This window comes from Marinobacter sp. H13 (assembly GCF_059072335.1).
The window spans coordinates 4,047,955-4,064,676 of the sequence record NZ_JCACRU010000001.1 but is presented as its reverse complement, the minus strand read 5'-3'; the positions used below and the strand labels follow the sequence as shown (position 1 = coordinate 4,064,676).

16 protein-coding genes and 4 pseudogenes are annotated in these 16,722 nt (G+C 54.6%); 4 read left to right on the top strand and 16 right to left on the bottom strand.

Translation table 11 applies throughout. The annotated features are described in order from the left end of the window. Positions 1 to 33: 33 nt before the first annotated feature. Positions 34 to 1,203, bottom strand: a complete 1,170-nt coding sequence (locus AC5JQH_RS19030; RefSeq protein ID WP_493805859.1) for an ABC transporter substrate-binding protein — start codon at positions 1,201 to 1,203, stop codon at positions 34 to 36. Between the two features lie 241 nt (positions 1,204 to 1,444). Between AC5JQH_RS19030 and AC5JQH_RS19025 the strand changes: the two are divergent. Continuing rightward, positions 1,445 to 2,527: pseudogene (locus AC5JQH_RS19025) on the top strand (IS630 family transposase). 31 nt (positions 2,528 to 2,558) lie between these two features. Here AC5JQH_RS19025 and AC5JQH_RS19020 read toward each other — a convergent pair. The 6 genes and pseudogenes from AC5JQH_RS19020 to tnpA (AC5JQH_RS18995) all read right to left on the bottom strand — a co-directional run bounded on the left by AC5JQH_RS19020 (position 2,559) and on the right by tnpA (AC5JQH_RS18995) (position 6,744). Continuing rightward, on the bottom strand, positions 2,559 to 3,647 hold the full coding sequence (locus tag AC5JQH_RS19020; protein WP_349343477.1) for an IS630 family transposase: 1,089 nt from the start codon (positions 3,645 to 3,647) through the stop codon (positions 2,559 to 2,561). A gap of 262 nt (positions 3,648 to 3,909) precedes the next feature. Continuing rightward, positions 3,910 to 4,134 (bottom strand): annotated as a pseudogene (locus AC5JQH_RS19015) (transposase); the annotation flags it as partial. A gap of 41 nt (positions 4,135 to 4,175) precedes the next feature. Continuing rightward, the gene (locus AC5JQH_RS19010; RefSeq protein ID WP_349343496.1) at positions 4,176 to 4,445 is read right to left on the bottom strand and encodes a hypothetical protein; all 270 of its coding nucleotides are present in this window, start codon (positions 4,443 to 4,445) and stop codon (positions 4,176 to 4,178) included. Continuing rightward, a complete protein-coding gene (tnpC, locus tag AC5JQH_RS19005; RefSeq protein ID WP_493805856.1) occupies positions 4,435 to 6,084 on the bottom strand; it encodes an IS66 family transposase in 1,650 nt (549 codons plus the stop codon). The genes AC5JQH_RS19010 and tnpC (AC5JQH_RS19005) overlap by 11 nt, the downstream gene beginning before the upstream one ends. A gap of 28 nt (positions 6,085 to 6,112) precedes the next feature. Next, positions 6,113 to 6,457 carry an IS66 family insertion sequence element accessory protein TnpB gene (tnpB, locus tag AC5JQH_RS19000; RefSeq protein ID WP_350034853.1) on the bottom strand — a complete coding sequence of 115 codons (345 nt, stop codon included), beginning with the start codon at positions 6,455 to 6,457 and terminating at the stop codon, positions 6,113 to 6,115. Further along, entirely contained in the window at positions 6,454 to 6,744 is a 291-nt protein-coding gene (gene tnpA / locus AC5JQH_RS18995; protein WP_493805855.1) for an IS66 family insertion sequence element accessory protein TnpA, read from the bottom strand. The genes tnpB (AC5JQH_RS19000) and tnpA (AC5JQH_RS18995) overlap by 4 nt, the downstream gene beginning before the upstream one ends. Before the next feature lie 81 nt (positions 6,745 to 6,825). On the opposite strand from tnpA (AC5JQH_RS18995), the pseudogene AC5JQH_RS18990 reads away from it, so the two are divergent. Beyond that, positions 6,826 to 7,284, top strand: a pseudogene (locus tag AC5JQH_RS18990) (IS91 family transposase); the annotation flags it as partial. 431 nt (positions 7,285 to 7,715) lie between these two features. After that, positions 7,716 to 8,804, top strand: coding sequence for an IS630 family transposase (locus tag AC5JQH_RS18985; RefSeq protein ID WP_349343477.1), 1,089 nt, complete (start codon positions 7,716 to 7,718; stop codon positions 8,802 to 8,804). A 16-nt stretch (positions 8,805 to 8,820) separates the two neighbouring features. On the opposite strand, the gene AC5JQH_RS18980 is transcribed toward AC5JQH_RS18985, so the two are convergent. Both AC5JQH_RS18980 and AC5JQH_RS18975 read right to left on the bottom strand, forming a co-directional pair. Continuing rightward, the gene (locus tag AC5JQH_RS18980) at positions 8,821 to 9,087 is read right to left on the bottom strand and encodes a hypothetical protein (protein WP_349343502.1); all 267 of its coding nucleotides are present in this window, start codon (positions 9,085 to 9,087) and stop codon (positions 8,821 to 8,823) included. Between the two features lie 100 nt (positions 9,088 to 9,187). Beyond that, complete coding sequence (locus AC5JQH_RS18975; RefSeq protein WP_493805983.1) at positions 9,188 to 9,322, bottom strand: hypothetical protein; 135 nt, start codon at positions 9,320 to 9,322, stop codon at positions 9,188 to 9,190. 118 nt (positions 9,323 to 9,440) lie between these two features. Here AC5JQH_RS18975 and AC5JQH_RS18970 point away from each other — a divergent pair, with 118 nt between their 5' ends. Further along, complete coding sequence (locus AC5JQH_RS18970) at positions 9,441 to 10,580, top strand: AraC family transcriptional regulator (RefSeq protein WP_493805858.1); 1,140 nt, start codon at positions 9,441 to 9,443, stop codon at positions 10,578 to 10,580. Between the two features lie 246 nt (positions 10,581 to 10,826). Here AC5JQH_RS18970 and AC5JQH_RS18965 read toward each other — a convergent pair whose 3' ends face one another. From AC5JQH_RS18965 to AC5JQH_RS18935, 7 genes and pseudogenes are all read right to left on the bottom strand, one after another. Further along, positions 10,827 to 12,143, bottom strand: a complete 1,317-nt coding sequence (locus AC5JQH_RS18965) for an IS1380 family transposase (RefSeq protein ID WP_493805857.1) — start codon at positions 12,141 to 12,143, stop codon at positions 10,827 to 10,829. Positions 12,144 to 12,439: 296 nt separating this feature from the next. Continuing rightward, positions 12,440 to 12,664 (bottom strand): annotated as a pseudogene (locus AC5JQH_RS18960) (transposase); the annotation flags it as partial. A 41-nt stretch (positions 12,665 to 12,705) separates the two neighbouring features. After that, positions 12,706 to 12,975: a hypothetical protein gene (locus AC5JQH_RS18955; RefSeq protein ID WP_349343496.1), complete on the bottom strand. Its 270-nt coding sequence runs from the start codon at positions 12,973 to 12,975 to the stop codon at positions 12,706 to 12,708. Then, positions 12,965 to 14,614: an IS66 family transposase gene (tnpC, locus tag AC5JQH_RS18950; protein ID WP_493805856.1), complete on the bottom strand. Its 1,650-nt coding sequence runs from the start codon at positions 14,612 to 14,614 to the stop codon at positions 12,965 to 12,967. Before tnpC (AC5JQH_RS18950) ends, AC5JQH_RS18955 begins: the two co-directional genes overlap by 11 nt. 28 nt (positions 14,615 to 14,642) lie before the next feature. Continuing rightward, positions 14,643 to 14,987, bottom strand: a complete 345-nt coding sequence (tnpB, locus tag AC5JQH_RS18945; protein WP_350034853.1) for an IS66 family insertion sequence element accessory protein TnpB — start codon at positions 14,985 to 14,987, stop codon at positions 14,643 to 14,645. Beyond that, a complete protein-coding gene (gene tnpA, locus AC5JQH_RS18940) occupies positions 14,984 to 15,274 on the bottom strand; it encodes an IS66 family insertion sequence element accessory protein TnpA (RefSeq protein WP_493805855.1) in 291 nt (96 codons plus the stop codon). Before tnpA (AC5JQH_RS18940) ends, tnpB (AC5JQH_RS18945) begins: the two co-directional genes overlap by 4 nt. Positions 15,275 to 15,652: 378 nt before the next feature. Then, the gene (locus tag AC5JQH_RS18935; protein WP_200205258.1) at positions 15,653 to 16,690 is read right to left on the bottom strand and encodes an IS110 family RNA-guided transposase; all 1,038 of its coding nucleotides are present in this window, start codon (positions 16,688 to 16,690) and stop codon (positions 15,653 to 15,655) included. Positions 16,691 to 16,722: the final 32 nt, after the last annotated feature.

Sequence of the window (16,722 nt, the reverse complement as noted above, 5' to 3'; positions counted from 1 at the left end):
AGAGGAGGGGGAGAGTTGTGATAGGGAGCAATATTATAATTTGCAGCCTCGGGCCGGATCCTCCAGAGCCTCAGCGGCCAGGCCCGTCACTACATTGGCACCATCTATTACTTCCCGCAGATAAATATTCTGTATCGGGTTGTGACCCCGAGAGAAGGTGAAAGCTCCACGGGGACTGTCAATGGTCAACTTTTCCATGACATCAATCACCGCCCTTTTGTCACTTACATCTCCATTAAGCTCATTGAGGGTCATGTTAATAGCTTGACCGGCGTCATATCCTTGAACTGCGTAGACGTCCGGGTAATGACCATACTCATTGTGGAAGGCTTCTCGGAATTCAAGGTTTTTTTGCAACTCCAACTGCTCTGCATAGTGCAGGGTTGTAATCACACCTTCGGCAGCTTCAGCCTGAGCTTCCAGATTGCCCTCGGTGAGAAACCCGGAACCTAACAGTGGAATATTGCCGCGCAAACCCGAGGCGTCGTAGTCCTTAACAAACTTGGCGCCCCCCCCTCCAGCGAAGAAAACGAACACAGCGTCCGGATCCTGGGCGGCGATGTCACTGATATGCGGCTGAAAATTGGTGGATGGGAACGGCAACAGTACCTTTTTCACGACATTACCGCCCCCAGCTTTAAAGGATTCCTCGAAAGCTTCGAGACTTTCCCGGCCCATGCCGTAGTTCCAACTAATCAGGTAGACATCCCTATAGCCCTTCTCCAGAGCGACTTTGCCCATGGGGTAGGAGGGCTGCCAGGATGAGAAAGAAGTGCGAAAAATGTTAGGAGAACACAGCGAGCCGGTTGCCGCTGCAGCGCCGGCGTTCGGAATTATCATCACGGTGTCCTTTTCACGCAGCACCTTGATCATCCCCATTGCTACACCCGAGTGAGCTGGCCCAACAACAAAATCTACCTTGTGCTGCTCGAGTAAGGAGGTTGCTAATTCGGGTGCTCGTGCAGGCTTAGCTTCCGTATCGAGTATGATTAAATCGATCTCATTTTGATGAGCATTGGTTTCATATTCTTTCAGCGCGAGCAATAATCCGTTAAGTCCAGACTGCCCCGGCCCTGCATATACGCCAGATAATGGTTGCATTACTCCAATTTTTATAACTGAAGATGCGAATGCAATACTAGAGGAAAAGCTCAGAGAAAATCCTAAGGCTAATGCCGCGAAATAGGTTACACACTTACTCATTATTTTTAGCTCCAATTTTTATTTTTCGGAGTTTTCATTTAAAAGCTTTTTGTCAGATGTTGATATCCTTTTTATGCAGTTAGTATCCGCATATTGCAGTTCAATAAAATGAAACGGAAAAAACCCTCATGATCACACGGGATAACCGTCAGGCAACCACTGCTATTTTTCCGTCCGGGTAATTCTTTAGCATAAATGTGCTATAATTCGGGTCGTTTTTCACCGGCTTGGAGATCCTGTTGTGGCGCGGAAACCAGCACCCTTTAATCTTACCGTGAATGATCAGTTGGAGCTGGAAAGCTGGTTACGGACAAGCAAATTAAGTCAGAATCTTGTTCAACGCGCTCGGATCGTTCTGGCTCTGAATGCTGGCGAATCACCGAAAGCGGTGGCCGAGCGACTGGAGACCAGTACGCCTACCGTTTTCAAGTAGCGTAACCGTTATATCAAGCAGGGTCTGAGTGGCCTGCAAGATGCTCCAAGGCCCGGACAGCCCAGGAAGCTGGACCGGAAAAAGGTCAAGTCGATTCTTGATGACACGGTCAAAAAGCTGCCGAAGGAATCTACCCACTGGAGCGCCCGGTTGATGGCCGAATATGCCGGTGTCAGTCGTTGGCAAGTGCATCAGATCTGGAAAGCCGCTGACCTGAAACCGCACCGGCTGAAAACCTTCAAAATAAGCAATGATCCGGACTTTGCTGAGAAGGTTTTCGACGTCGTTGGCCTGTACCTGAATCCGCCGGATAACGCGCTGGTGCTATCGGTTGACGAAAAAACGCAGATCCAGGCACTGGATCGCACTCAACCAAAGCTGCAACTGAAACCCGGCCAGATCGAGCGCCGTACCCACGATTACAAGAGGCACGGGACGACCAGCTTATATGCGGCCCTGAATATCCTGAACGGCGAAGTGATTGGGCGCATTACACAACGTCACCGCGCCAAAGAGTTTCTCGATTTTCTGCGACAAATTGATCGAGAAACACCGAAAGAGCAGGACCTTCATCTGATTCTGGACAACAGCTCGACTCACAAAACACCAGAAGTGAAAGCCTGGCTGGAAAAGCATCCCCGGTTCAAGCTTCACTTCACACCAACCAGCGCCTCTTGGCTGAATGCCGTGGAGGGCTGGTTTGGTCAACTGGAACGCCGCGCTTTGTACCGTGGCATTTTTACCAGTGTCGGCGAACTGAAGAAGGCGATTCGTCGCTTTATCCAAACTCATAATGAGAAACTGGCAAAGCCGTTCCGCTGGCACAAGAGTGCAGAATCGATTATGACTTCAGTGGCGCGAGCAAAGCTGAGTATTATTGATAATAAATAAACGGATTACCCAGACGGGACACTAGTGTCCTTTAACAAAGGTTCGTCTTATTATTCAGCTTATCGGAAAGACGAGCGATTGATGCAATGATTTGATCCGCTGTTTTGCGCCAGATAAAAGGTTTGGGATCGTCGTTGTATCTTGCCAGGTAGTCTTTAATGGAAGCCTCCAGTTCACGAGTGCTTCGGTGCGAGTTGCGCTTGATCCAACGTTCCGAGATCAGGCCAAAAAATCGTTCCACCAAGTTGACCCACGATGCTGATGTTGGCGTGAAATGAACGTGATAGCGGGGCCTTGCGGCGAACCAGGCTCGTACCTTTTCTGTCTTGTGAGTCCCGTAGTTGTCCATGACCAGGTGAACATCCAGATCTTCCGGGACCTCCCGGTCAATCTCATTTAAAAACGCCAGGAACTCTTTGGCACGGTGTCGCCTGTGCAGGCGTCCGATGACCTCGCCAGTGGCAACGTCCAGGGCTGCAAACAGAGTGGTAGTGCCATGGCGAACATAATCGTGCGTTCGCGTTTCGGAGTAACCAAACGACAACGGAAGCGCCGGCTGAGTGCGGTTCAGCGCCTGTATCTGGCTTTTCTCGTCCACACACAGGACCATCGCCCGGTCAGGCGGGTTCATATACAACCCGACAATGTCGTGAACCTTGGCCACAAAATGGGGGTCAGTCGAGAGCTTAAAGGTCTCCAGACGATGAGGCTTTAACCCAAATGCCCGCCAGATCCGGCTGATGGCCATGGCATTGAGCCCGGTTTCCCTGGCCATCAGCGTGGTAGACCAGTGGGTCGCATCCTTGGGCTTGGATTGAAGCGTTTTGTTGATAACGTCTGTTACCTTGTCGTCATTAATACTGCGTGGCCGGCCACTTCTCGGGGCGTCTGTCAGTCCCGCCACACGAAACTGCTCGAACCGCTTACGCCACTTACTGACGGTCTCTGCCGTTACACCCACTCGCTCGGCAATCACTCGTCCGGGCAAGCCCTCAGTGCTCAACAGGATCATTCGTGCGCGTTGCTGCTCGGCTGCCGGCATCTGTCGCCGCCGAACCCACGACTGAAGCTCATCGCGTTCTTCATTTGTAATGATCAAAGGAACAACGGGTCGGCCCATTGCAGTAGCTCCGTAAATGCTTTCTGCAATTATAACCTTAAACTACAATTTATTCGACGAACTTTCGTTAAAGGACACTAGGAGTCTGCGCGGCAGAAACTTTTTGAGCGCTTGTTTCCGCCAGAGCGGGCCACTGTTTGGCTGGACCGAGTGTCCGCGATATCGGATTGGCTAAATCATCGCTTTCGGTCCAGCCGGTTAAAAGGGGGGCATCAAAGAGTCCCAACTGTACCTACCGTGAGCCAAAGGCTGCCTCAAGGACTTATGCCAGCCTCATCAGTGAACTCATGCGCCGGAGGTTGAGAGACAGGCAGACCAGATCCCATTCACCCTGTACCGATTGAAGGCCTCGCAAGCTGAACTGGCGAAAGCCCAGAATATTCTTGATCCAACCATTCACCGCCTCGACCAGGTGTTTGCGCTGAGCATAAACTGCTCGCCCCTCGGCGGTGGCAAGCTTCTCCGCCATCCGGGCCGTCGCCGGATACCGCGTGGCGTCGTAAGCGTTCATTCCAAGACGTAGTTGACCTACTTCACGTCACGGAGAGGCCTCAATAACTCCGGCGAGACCTTGTACTGTTTGGTGCCGTCCTCGGCCAACACGATCACACTCTTGCGGTTGATCTTGGTGACGATCCCCAGCACCGGTCCTTCCCGGCCCTCGAAGGTCACTTTCAGGCCCACCCGCAACTGGCTCAGCGCCTGTAGATTTTCCTGATCCCTCAGTTCGTCGATGCGCCGGCAGATGGTTTGATTCAGTTCCAGCAACTGGTCGATGCTCATGTCTTCAATGCGCATGAACGGCCTCCGGCTGTTTGTTCTGTCGGTCAGGGTGGCGTGGGTCGATCAGGGCCCGTAACGGGTTCTCCGCGAACCGGGTTTTCCAGAGGCGCGGGGTCAGGTCGCTGACTTCACGGGCCGGGTGCTGGCTGATGCGTTGCAACACGTCCACCAGGTAAGTGTAGGGGTTAATATCGTGCAGCTTGCAGGTACTGATCAGGCTCTGGATGATGCCCAGGTGTTCCGCGCCCAGTTCGGTCCAGCAGAACATCCAGTTTTTCTTGCCCATTGGAATGGGGCGTAGCGCCCGTTCCAGGTGGTTGATGTCTGGCTGCACGTCCGGGTCTTCCAGGAACACGGTCAGGCTGGCTTCGCGGCTGAGCACGTAGTTCAGGGCTTTGGTCAGAGGATCGCTGGGCAACAGCCCGCCTTGCTCCAACTGATCCCGGCACCACTGGAAGAAGTCGCTGACCACCGGCTTGGAGTGCGCCAGGCGGTACTGGCGTTTCTTCTCGCCAGTCAGCCCTTGAGCGTTGATGGCCTCTTCATTCCGGTACAGCGTCGCGATCCGTTGCAGGGCCTCGGTGACAGTTTCCGGGTGAGCCTTCTGCGCGTCGATAAAGTAACGGCGACTGTGCATCCAGCATTGGGCATGGGTGACGTTTTCCTGGGCGGCGGCATAACGGGCATAGGCCGCGTAGCCGTCACTGATCAGCGTGCCACTGAACGACTCGCTGAGTACCTGTTCGATGTGGGCGCGCCCACGGCTGTTCGAGTAGGTGAACACCACCTCGTCGGCATCGCCGTACAGCGGCCAGAACCAGCCGGATTTCATCTTGCCTTTTTGCGGGCCGGCGCGACCCTGGTGGCCGGCCTTGACGGGTGTTTCATCCATGGCCATCACCCGGCTGCGCAATACGTTGTCGGTCTGGGCATCTACGATGGGGCGAAGCAGGTCGATGGCACGCTTCACCAGGTTGGTCAGGGTGCTGCGGCTGACGGTGATGCCGGCCTGCTGGATGCGTTGGTGTTGACGATACAGCGGCAGGTGGAACTGGAACTTGTCCACCAGCAACCCGGCCAACAGGCTGACATCGGCCAGGCTGTTATCCAGCACGTTGAACGGAGCCGGGGTGGTGATGGGCTTCTCACTGCCCTTGCGTCGGAACACCGGCCGCTCCACCTTCAGCACCACATAACTGGAGGCGCGCTGGGCCAGGCGGTAGGTGGTCTTGCTGCCGATCACTTCGTACTGATCGGCCTCTGGGCCGGTCAGCTCCGGTGGCAGGTGTTCAATGACTTCCACCGGGACATCGGCGGTAAAGCCCAGTCCGGTGTCGTTCAGGCAGTCGTCGTCCCGCTGCTTTTTGCCGGTGCCGCGCTGATAGGCCTTAATGGTGCGTTTTTCTGCATCATCAGGCTGCTCCGGCAGCGGTGCTTCATCGGGCTGGAACAGGCTGTCCTGTCCTGGCAGGTCATACACTTGCTTCTCGGATTTGGGACCGAACAGCTGTTTCTTGAACCAGTCCAGCTGATGGGTCAGCTGGCGAATGGCCTCCGCCTGAGCGCCCAACTGCTCCCGCAACACGGCATTCTCCTCGGCCAGGGCCGAGTAAGAAGGTGCGTTGGAAGAAGGAGTGGAAGCCGTTGAATTCATGGCCGTTATTATACCGGAAGTCCACTCTCTATACCCCTCGAAAACGCTTGAACTGCCGGTATTTTTGCACTTCGATACCATCGATCAGCAGTTGCAGATCCGTCAGGGTCAGGGCCCGCTGACCAGAGGCAGATAACGGCACCCGGAACTGTCCCTGCTCCAGGCGCTTGGCCCACAAGCAATAACCGGTGGCGGTAAAGTACAGCATCTTCATCTGAGTCTTTCGACGGTTGACGAAGACAAAATACTGGCCGCTGAGTGGGTCGTGCTTCAACTGATTCCGGACCAGGGCGCTCAAGCCCCGGAACGATTTGCGCATGTCGGTGGACTCGGTGCACAGCCAGATGCGCGCCTGGCTATCGAGCCCGATCATCCGTTCTGGCTCAGCCGCAGTTCGACGCCGTTGCCCAGGCTGAGCACAATGTTCCAGCCTGGGCCGGAGGATGGAGAGTTGCCCATCAACGATGAGAGATCCAGAAAACCGGCTTCACCGCTTACTGCCGTCTCATCAGTCGACGGATCGGACAGGCGCTTGCGCCAGTTGCAGAAACAGGCGTAACCGATATTCTCCTGCTTACAGAACTGCGGCGCTGACAGGCCACTGTCACGCTGCTGATCAACCAGGGCCTGCCACTGTTTGGGTGTGCGGTGCTTTTTCATGGGGGTAACCTCGTGTTGGAAATTGCGAGGTTACTGTAGGGTGGAATTCAGTGAGTCGGCAGGACGTCTCGGAATGAACGCTTACAACAGGAATGGGTTGTCTACACTCGGCACTGCCTGAACCAGGCCGATACGGTTGTCGATTATCTCGCTCGCTACACTCACCGGATTGCCATCAGTAACGGGCGGTTGTTGTCGATGGAGGGTGACCGGGTCTCGTTCCGATATAAAGATTATCGGGACAATGGGTGGATTAAGACCCAGTGGCTGGAAGGGCAGGAGTTCGTCAGGCGATTCCTGATGCATATTTTGCCCAAAGGGTTCATGCGTATCCGCCACTTTGGTTACCTGAGCAACCGGACGCGACGACGAAAACTGGCTGTCATCCGGCAGTGCATGTTGCAGTCACCCCAACCAGAACCACACCGAGTGAACCAGGAACCGACTCGTTGTTGGCCTTGCCCGCGCTGCAATGATGGTCTGGTTCACATGGTTCGTCAAATGCCGTGCTTTAGAATAATGGCAGTGCCAACCGGCTAGCCATTAAGCTGCGCCTGATCTGGCGGGTGATCGCTTACAGTTCCAGGTGAGCTGGGCCGGTGTGCGGCCCGAGACTGGAAAAACCAGCATCTGCGGGTTAGTCTGAGCTACATCACAATAAGGAATCGGCCAATGATGGATATAACCCGGCAAATGTTCACTGGTGCTGAGGTCTGTCGGCAGCCAGCCTCACCGTTCCGAGCCTTGCCTCCTGATTACTTTACCCTTATCCGTCGCCAGACAGCTTCAGCGCCGGCGGCTTAGTCCAACAAACATTTAAAGGTCATGCTGCGCACGACCATTAAATGCTTAGGTGTTAATTTTTAGGAGAGCTTGTTGCTATGGAAAGTCTAGTGTCCTTTAACGAAAGTTCGTCGAATAAATTGTAGTTTAAGGTTATAATTGCAGAAAGCATTTACGGAGCTACTGCAATGGGCCGACCCGTTGTTCCTTTGATCATTACAAATGAAGAACGCGATGAGCTTCAGTCGTGGGTTCGGCGGCGACAGATGCCGGCAGCCGAGCAGCAACGCGCACGAATGATCCTGTTGAGCACTGAGGGCTTGCCCGGACGAGTGATTGCCGAGCGAGTGGGTGTAACGGCAGAGACCGTCAGTAAGTGGCGTAAGCGGTTCGAGCAGTTTCGTGTGGCGGGACTGACAGACGCCCCGAGAAGTGGCCGGCCACGCAGTATTAATGACGACAAGGTAACAGACGTTATCAACAAAACGCTTCAATCCAAGCCCAAGGATGCGACCCACTGGTCTACCACGCTGATGGCCAGGGAAACCGGGCTCAATGCCATGGCCATCAGCCGGATCTGGCGGGCATTTGGGTTAAAGCCTCATCGTCTGGAGACCTTTAAGCTCTCGACTGACCCCCATTTTGTGGCCAAGGTTCACGACATTGTCGGGTTGTATATGAACCCGCCTGACCGGGCGATGGTCCTGTGTGTGGACGAGAAAAGCCAGATACAGGCGCTGAACCGCACTCAGCCGGCGCTTCCGTTGTCGTTTGGTTACTCCGAAACGCGAACGCACGATTATGTTCGCCATGGCACTACCACTCTGTTTGCAGCCCTGGACGTTGCCACTGGCGAGGTCATCGGACGCCTGCACAGGCGACACCGTGCCAAAGAGTTCCTGGCGTTTTTAAATGAGATTGACCGGGAGGTCCCGGAAGATCTGGATGTTCACCTGGTCATGGACAACTACGGGACTCACAAGACAGAAAAGGTACGAGCCTGGTTCGCCGCAAGGCCCCGCTATCACGTTCATTTCACGCCAACATCAGCATCGTGGGTCAACTTGGTGGAACGATTTTTTGGCCTGATCTCGGAACGTTGGATCAAGCGCAACTCGCACCGAAGCACTCGTGAACTGGAGGCTTCCATTAAAGACTACCTGGCAAGATACAACGACGATCCCAAACCTTTTATCTGGCGCAAAACAGCGGATCAAATCATTGCATCAATCGCTCGTCTTTCCGATAAGCTGAATAATAAGACGAACCTTTGTTAAAGGACACTAGAAGCGATCAAAGGCGAGATTGAGAATTACCACCCAATTGAGCTGCGACCAGCCGGACGCGATACCCTCGTCTCTGGAGCTCCCGCGCCCAGTGATGGGCTGAAGCACACGCTTCCATGCCAATCTCGGCGCGGGCTGGTACTTTCCGGCTGAGAGCATCAAGCCACTTGCTACGAGAATACTTACCTTGCCATTGAGTGTGGCCGTGGCGGTTTGCGCCGTGCACGGGGAACACTGACTTGGCAATATCAACACCGACGCGGATAATATTCATGTGGACTTCTCCTCATCTTTTCGATGGTTGACTGTTCACTCACCATTTTGGCACGTAGATGCCGGTTAGGTGAGGAGGAGTCCATCCCATTGCTTACCCATCAACGACGAGAGATCCAGAAAACTGGCTTCACCGGCCCCAGTCGAATCTTCGGCTGAGGGAACAGACGCTTACGCCTGTTGCAGAAACTGGCATAGCCGATGTTCTCCTGCTTGCAGAACTTTGGGGCTGACAGACCACTGTTGCGCTTCTGGTCAACCAGGGCTCGTCACTGTTCTTCGGTGCGATATGGTCTCATGAAAGCAACCTCCTATTGGTGAATGATCGGTTACTGTAGGAAGAAACTTATCGGGGTGGCAGAACGTCGTGGAATGAACGTGTGCAAATCGCCGCGGAATCGTGCCCATCATCGTCTGTTGAAACGAATCTCGAAATTGCTTAGAATAAAATTATTTTTAAGTACAATGATAAAAATCAAAGATGGAAATAATAAAATGAATAGCATTCTAGATAACGCTTTAAGTCAGGCAGTAGTTTTTGAGTGCACTCACCCAGAAGTGGTCTCAGATTTTGTAAATAAAAAGATTGGCCGTCACACTATTGAACTAATGAGTAATCCAAAAGCTCTGTCACGCTTGAGTTTTACAGAATTTTCTGGGCTTGGATTATCCTCTCTTTCCTATGGCAGCGAGGTTCGGATCAAAAGTCCTGAGTTAGAGAATACATTTCATTTACAAATAATCACGAAAGGCTTCTGTAATATAACTTTCAAGGACGGAGAAGTTTTTTTAGGTCAGGGTGACGCAATGATGTTGAATCCCCATGAATTGATAATACTTGATTATTCTCATGACTGTGAAAAGTTGATCTTCAATGTGCCCGAAAGCGAATTTCAGTGTACTGTCGTTTCTGATCTTGGACATATTCCAAAATCAGGTATTCGCTTCCACCGAACTCCGGTAAACCTTTTTTCTTTCCCATCATTAGTAAAACTTTTCGAAGCTATACTCCTGGAGTCTGAAAATTTAGACTCAAGCCTTTTTTGTACTTCTAGCCTATACAAAGAAATCTTTGCAAAAAAACTACTAAGTGTATTTAGAGGCAATTTTAATATAGATGATGATATTCAGGATGTTCATCCTTGCATGAAAAATATTATCCAGTACATTGATGAGAATCTCAAAAATGATATTACTTTAGAAGAGTTATCTGACGTGTCAATGGTTAGCGTACGCTCAATTTATAATATGTTCGCCAGCTCATTTTCAACAACTCCTAGAAACTATATAAAGAACAAAAAACTTAATAAAGTTAGAGAGGAATTGTTAAGCGGTCGTGCGAAAAATATCACGGAGATTGCGTTCGATTACGGATTTATGCACTTGGGGCGACTATCGTGTGATTATAAAAAGGTATTTGGTGAGCTCCCTTCTGAAACCCGAAAAGCGGGATTTTCTCTGGAGACTCTGAATAAGTCTCAAAATCGGCGATAATCGAGGGCTAGGACCTGAATCAGTGACTTTGCAGGCGAATATACCCCGCAAATCGCCATCGGCGCTAACGGGAGCCATCAATTGTCGAAAAATAGGTTGCGAGTGCCTGAAACGCGCAGCCTGAAGTCGACCAGAGACCAGGATTTGGCTGCTTTTTGATCAAACCATGGTCGTTAGGCAATAGCGGATTGCCCCGGTATGGTTTCCCGGGTGGTTTTAAGATGATGCGGTCACTGCCGAACGAGCCTATCCGGAGGCGGCGATTCCTTCGTAGAGGTCGCGGTAAACGGCAAAGCCCGGACAGTGTCGACCAAAGCGCAGAACCCACTGTCGGCCACTGTGTACCAGGCGACAGGCCATGGTCATCAGCTCCTGCATCACGGTTCTCAGGCGGCGGCGTTTAGCCGGGTGGCGCACTGGCGCATCCGGGCCAGTCAGTCTCAGGCCCATCCAGCGCAGCACGTTATATCCCAGTGTTGCGAAGGCCATGACCAGGTTGTTGGTGTCGAACTTGCCGGACGGCAGGCGCTCCAGATCCAGGTCGGTTTTGAACTCGCTGTGGAATTGCTCACTGGTGGCGTGATCGCTGTAAAACGCCATGATTTGTTGTTCATCGGCCACCTCGGCTGGCAAGGAGGTAATCCAGCCTTCAAGACTGACCTCCGGCTCCAGATACAGCTGGCCACCGGCATCGCTGGTGCGCACCGTGACTTTAACGATCTGGCGCAACCCGGGCTCGTCCGACAGGTTTTCCGATAAAACCGCCTCCATCTTGCCGTTGCGGTCCAGCATCCAGGCTTTCTGAGCCTGGGCCTTCTCCGCCCAGGCCAGGGGATCCTGCTTGCGGGGATTCCACTTGATCAGGAAGTCGACCTGCTTCTGCTCGCGCAGAAAGTCGCGATTGTCACGGGCATCGTGTGCGCTGTCCAGGCGCAGCAGGATGGGCTTGTCCGTCAGTGCCCGGGCCCGGGGTAAAACCCGCTTGAGGGTATCGAGAAACCCATTATTGGCGTGCTGGCTGCCAGGGCGCAGTTCGCAGCCCAGGCACCAGCCTTCCTGGCCCAGATAGGCCGCTATCGGTGCGTAGCCGTCGTAGCCCTTGTAGGTGTAGCTGACACCCTCTTTGCGGGTCTGGCTGTTGTCCATGGGAAAGACGTCCATATCCAGGGCAACGTGACCCATCGCCAGAGGTGATACCGGGGCTTCGATGGACTGAAGAAACTCAACGCTGGCATCATCCAAAAGCGGCGTCAGGGCTCGGGCATCTTCATCAAACCGTTGCCGCAAGCGGGCTGACGATGGCGACTGCTTGATGCCCATGGCGGTTTTGAAGAATGGATCCGTGCGTACCGGCTCGACCGCCTCGAAGTCACTCTTGCCCAGCGTGATCAGGCCAAGGTAGGTGCGGATCAGCTCGATGTTTGGAATGCCGTGGCGCTTGACGACCGTGCGAGCGGTTTTGATCAGCGACGTGTGCCGGTTCAGACAATGGCCTATCAAGGCCAGTCCGCCATGGGGTGTATAGACTTCGGTTCGGGATTGCTGGAGAGTGAAAGTACGCATGAGCCAAATGCACTGACTGGGTGAATGGATGTCAGGTGCCATTATATCGCTTAAGGCTCTGTTATTGCAGGCTTTAAGCGCAGTTTTAGCCGATTGAAGTCACTGATTCAGGTAGGAGTCTGCGCGGCAGAAACTTTTTGAGCGCTTGTTTCCGCCAGAGCGGGCCACTGTTTGGCTGGACCGAGTGTCCGCGATATCGGATTGGCTAAATCATCGCTTTCGGTCCAGCCGGTTAAAAGGGGGGCATCAAAGAGTCCCAACTGTACCTACCGTGAGCCAAAGGCTGCCTCAAGGACTTATGCCAGCCTCATCAGTGAACTCATGCGCCGGAGGTTGAGAGACAGGCAGACCAGATCCCATTCACCCTGTACCGATTGAAGGCCTCGCAAGCTGAACTGGCGAAAGCCCAGAATATTCTTGATCCAACCATTCACCGCCTCGACCAGGTGTTTGCGCTGAGCATAAACTGCTCGCCCCTCGGCGGTGGCAAGCTTCTCCGCCATCCGGGCCGTCGCCGGATACCGCGTGGCGTCGTAAGCGTTCATTCCAAGACGTAGTTGACCTACTTCACGTCACGGAGAGGCCTCAATAACTCCGGCGAGACCTTGTACTGTTTGGTGCCGTCCTCGGCCAACACGATCACACTCTTGCGGTTGATCTTGGTGACGATCCCCAGCACCGGTCCTTCCCGGCCCTCGAAGGTCACTTTCAGGCCCACCCGCAACTGGCTCAGCGCCTGTAGATTTTCCTGATCCCTCAGTTCGTCGATGCGCCGGCAGATGGTTTGATTCAGTTCCAGCAACTGGTCGATGCTCATGTCTTCAATGCGCATGAACGGCCTCCGGCTGTTTGTTCTGTCGGTCAGGGTGGCGTGGGTCGATCAGGGCCCGTAACGGGTTCTCCGCGAACCGGGTTTTCCAGAGGCGCGGGGTCAGGTCGCTGACTTCACGGGCCGGGTGCTGGCTGATGCGTTGCAACACGTCCACCAGGTAAGTGTAGGGGTTAATATCGTGCAGCTTGCAGGTACTGATCAGGCTCTGGATGATGCCCAGGTGTTCCGCGCCCAGTTCGGTCCAGCAGAACATCCAGTTTTTCTTGCCCATTGGAATGGGGCGTAGCGCCCGTTCCAGGTGGTTGATGTCTGGCTGCACGTCCGGGTCTTCCAGGAACACGGTCAGGCTGGCTTCGCGGCTGAGCACGTAGTTCAGGGCTTTGGTCAGAGGATCGCTGGGCAACAGCCCGCCTTGCTCCAACTGATCCCGGCACCACTGGAAGAAGTCGCTGACCACCGGCTTGGAGTGCGCCAGGCGGTACTGGCGTTTCTTCTCGCCAGTCAGCCCTTGAGCGTTGATGGCCTCTTCATTCCGGTACAGCGTCGCGATCCGTTGCAGGGCCTCGGTGACAGTTTCCGGGTGAGCCTTCTGCGCGTCGATAAAGTAACGGCGACTGTGCATCCAGCATTGGGCATGGGTGACGTTTTCCTGGGCGGCGGCATAACGGGCATAGGCCGCGTAGCCGTCACTGATCAGCGTGCCACTGAACGACTCGCTGAGTACCTGTTCGATGTGGGCGCGCCCACGGCTGTTCGAGTAGGTGAACACCACCTCGTCGGCATCGCCGTACAGCGGCCAGAACCAGCCGGATTTCATCTTGCCTTTTTGCGGGCCGGCGCGACCCTGGTGGCCGGCCTTGACGGGTGTTTCATCCATGGCCATCACCCGGCTGCGCAATACGTTGTCGGTCTGGGCATCTACGATGGGGCGAAGCAGGTCGATGGCACGCTTCACCAGGTTGGTCAGGGTGCTGCGGCTGACGGTGATGCCGGCCTGCTGGATGCGTTGGTGTTGACGATACAGCGGCAGGTGGAACTGGAACTTGTCCACCAGCAACCCGGCCAACAGGCTGACATCGGCCAGGCTGTTATCCAGCACGTTGAACGGAGCCGGGGTGGTGATGGGCTTCTCACTGCCCTTGCGTCGGAACACCGGCCGCTCCACCTTCAGCACCACATAACTGGAGGCGCGCTGGGCCAGGCGGTAGGTGGTCTTGCTGCCGATCACTTCGTACTGATCGGCCTCTGGGCCGGTCAGCTCCGGTGGCAGGTGTTCAATGACTTCCACCGGGACATCGGCGGTAAAGCCCAGTCCGGTGTCGTTCAGGCAGTCGTCGTCCCGCTGCTTTTTGCCGGTGCCGCGCTGATAGGCCTTAATGGTGCGTTTTTCTGCATCATCAGGCTGCTCCGGCAGCGGTGCTTCATCGGGCTGGAACAGGCTGTCCTGTCCTGGCAGGTCATACACTTGCTTCTCGGATTTGGGACCGAACAGCTGTTTCTTGAACCAGTCCAGCTGATGGGTCAGCTGGCGAATGGCCTCCGCCTGAGCGCCCAACTGCTCCCGCAACACGGCATTCTCCTCGGCCAGGGCCGAGTAAGAAGGTGCGTTGGAAGAAGGAGTGGAAGCCGTTGAATTCATGGCCGTTATTATACCGGAAGTCCACTCTCTATACCCCTCGAAAACGCTTGAACTGCCGGTATTTTTGCACTTCGATACCATCGATCAGCAGTTGCAGATCCGTCAGGGTCAGGGCCCGCTGACCAGAGGCAGATAACGGCACCCGGAACTGTCCCTGCTCCAGGCGCTTGGCCCACAAGCAATAACCGGTGGCGGTAAAGTACAGCATCTTCATCTGAGTCTTTCGACGGTTGACGAAGACAAAATACTGGCCGCTGAGTGGGTCGTGCTTCAACTGATTCCGGACCAGGGCGCTCAAGCCCCGGAACGATTTGCGCATGTCGGTGGACTCGGTGCACAGCCAGATGCGCGCCTGGCTATCGAGCCCGATCATCCGTTCTGGCTCAGCCGCAGTTCGACGCCGTTGCCCAGGCTGAGCACAATGTTCCAGCCTGGGCCGGAGGATGGAGAGTTGCCCATCAACGATGAGAGATCCAGAAAACCGGCTTCACCGCTTACTGCCGTCTCATCAGTCGACGGATCGGACAGGCGCTTGCGCCAGTTGCAGAAACAGGCGTAACCGATATTCTCCTGCTTACAGAACTGCGGCGCTGACAGGCCACTGTCACGCTGCTGATCAACCAGGGCCTGCCACTGTTTGGGTGTGCGGTGCTTTTTCATGGGGGTAACCTCGTGTTGGAAATTGCGAGGTTACTGTAGGGTGGAATTCAGTGAGTCGGCAGGACGTCTCGGAATGAACGTGTATGGACTCCTCCTCTATTGCAAGCACTTTGTCTGATCGCGACTAAGGTACGACTGCCTACGTGTATTCGGTCTCTTTAATGATGCCGTCCCTGTAGGCATCGGACCCTGATGGGCTATCCGCGCACTGGTTCCCAATCGCTTACACGAGCTCAAGGCTCCACGTTCATTAGGGGTTTCCCAGCGCCGGTTCGACCTGTTCGCCATCAATCAAAATGCCATGCAATCGTGGTGTTGGACGTCTCCTGAAAAGTTGCCGGTTGTTACCCTGGCACACTCAGCCTTGCAGCTACCCACTCAAACTCCTGCCGCTGAGAGCCCTTCGTTATAGGCTTCCTCGTTGTGTACCAGCGCCCAGGCAATACGGGCTGTTTTGTTGGCCAATGCCACCGTTGCCACATTGACATGCTTCCGGGCGGCAAGGGCTTTGAGCCAATGACTCAGTCCGTCGTCTTTGCTCTCAACATGACGCAACACGGCCCGTGCTCCGTGAACGAGCAGCTTGCGCAGGTAACTGTCGCCGCGCTTGCTGATCCCTAACAGACGATCCCGTCCCCCGGTGCTGTGCTGTCGAGGTGTCAATCCAAGAGAAGCGGCAAAGTCTCGTCCTTTGCGGAAGGCCTTCCCGTCGCCCAGGGCACCTGCCAAGGCACTGGCTGTGAGCGGCCCCACGCCGCGTAATGTCATTAAGCGCTTTGCTACAGGATCCTGCCTGACACTCTCAGTGATCCGGTCATCAAGGGCTGTGATGCGATCATCAAGATGCCGGAGGTCCTCGGCCAACCCATTGAGCAGAATGCGGAAACTATCGGTAAGCTCGCTCTCAGCATCTTCAAGCCAGCCTGGTAAGGCCCGGCGCAGCTGCTGGATGCCCACTGGCGCTACAATACCGTACTCGCCCACTAAACCCCGGATCTGGTTGGCCTTGGCCGTGCGCTGCCCCACAAGCTCTTCCCGGATCCGATGTGCAGCCTGAATATCCTGCTGAGCGACCGTCTTTGGAGCGACAAATCGCATGTTCGGGCGACTCATGGCTTCGCAGATTGCCTCCGCGTCTACTCGGTCGTTCTTGTTGCTCTTGACGTAAGGTTTGACAAATTGGGCGGCAATCAACCGAACATGATACCCCCGCTTCTGGAGTTCCCGAGCCCAGTGGTGTGATGACGCGCAGGCTTCCATACCAATCTCGGCGCCGGCCGGTACTTTTCGGCTGAGGGCATCAAGCCACTTGCTGCGAGAATACTTGCCTTGCCATCGAGTTTGGCCGTGACGGTCTACGCCGTGCACGTGGAAAACTGATTTGGCAATATCAACACCGACACGGATAATGTTCACTTGGGCTTCTCCTCATCTTCATGATGGTTGGC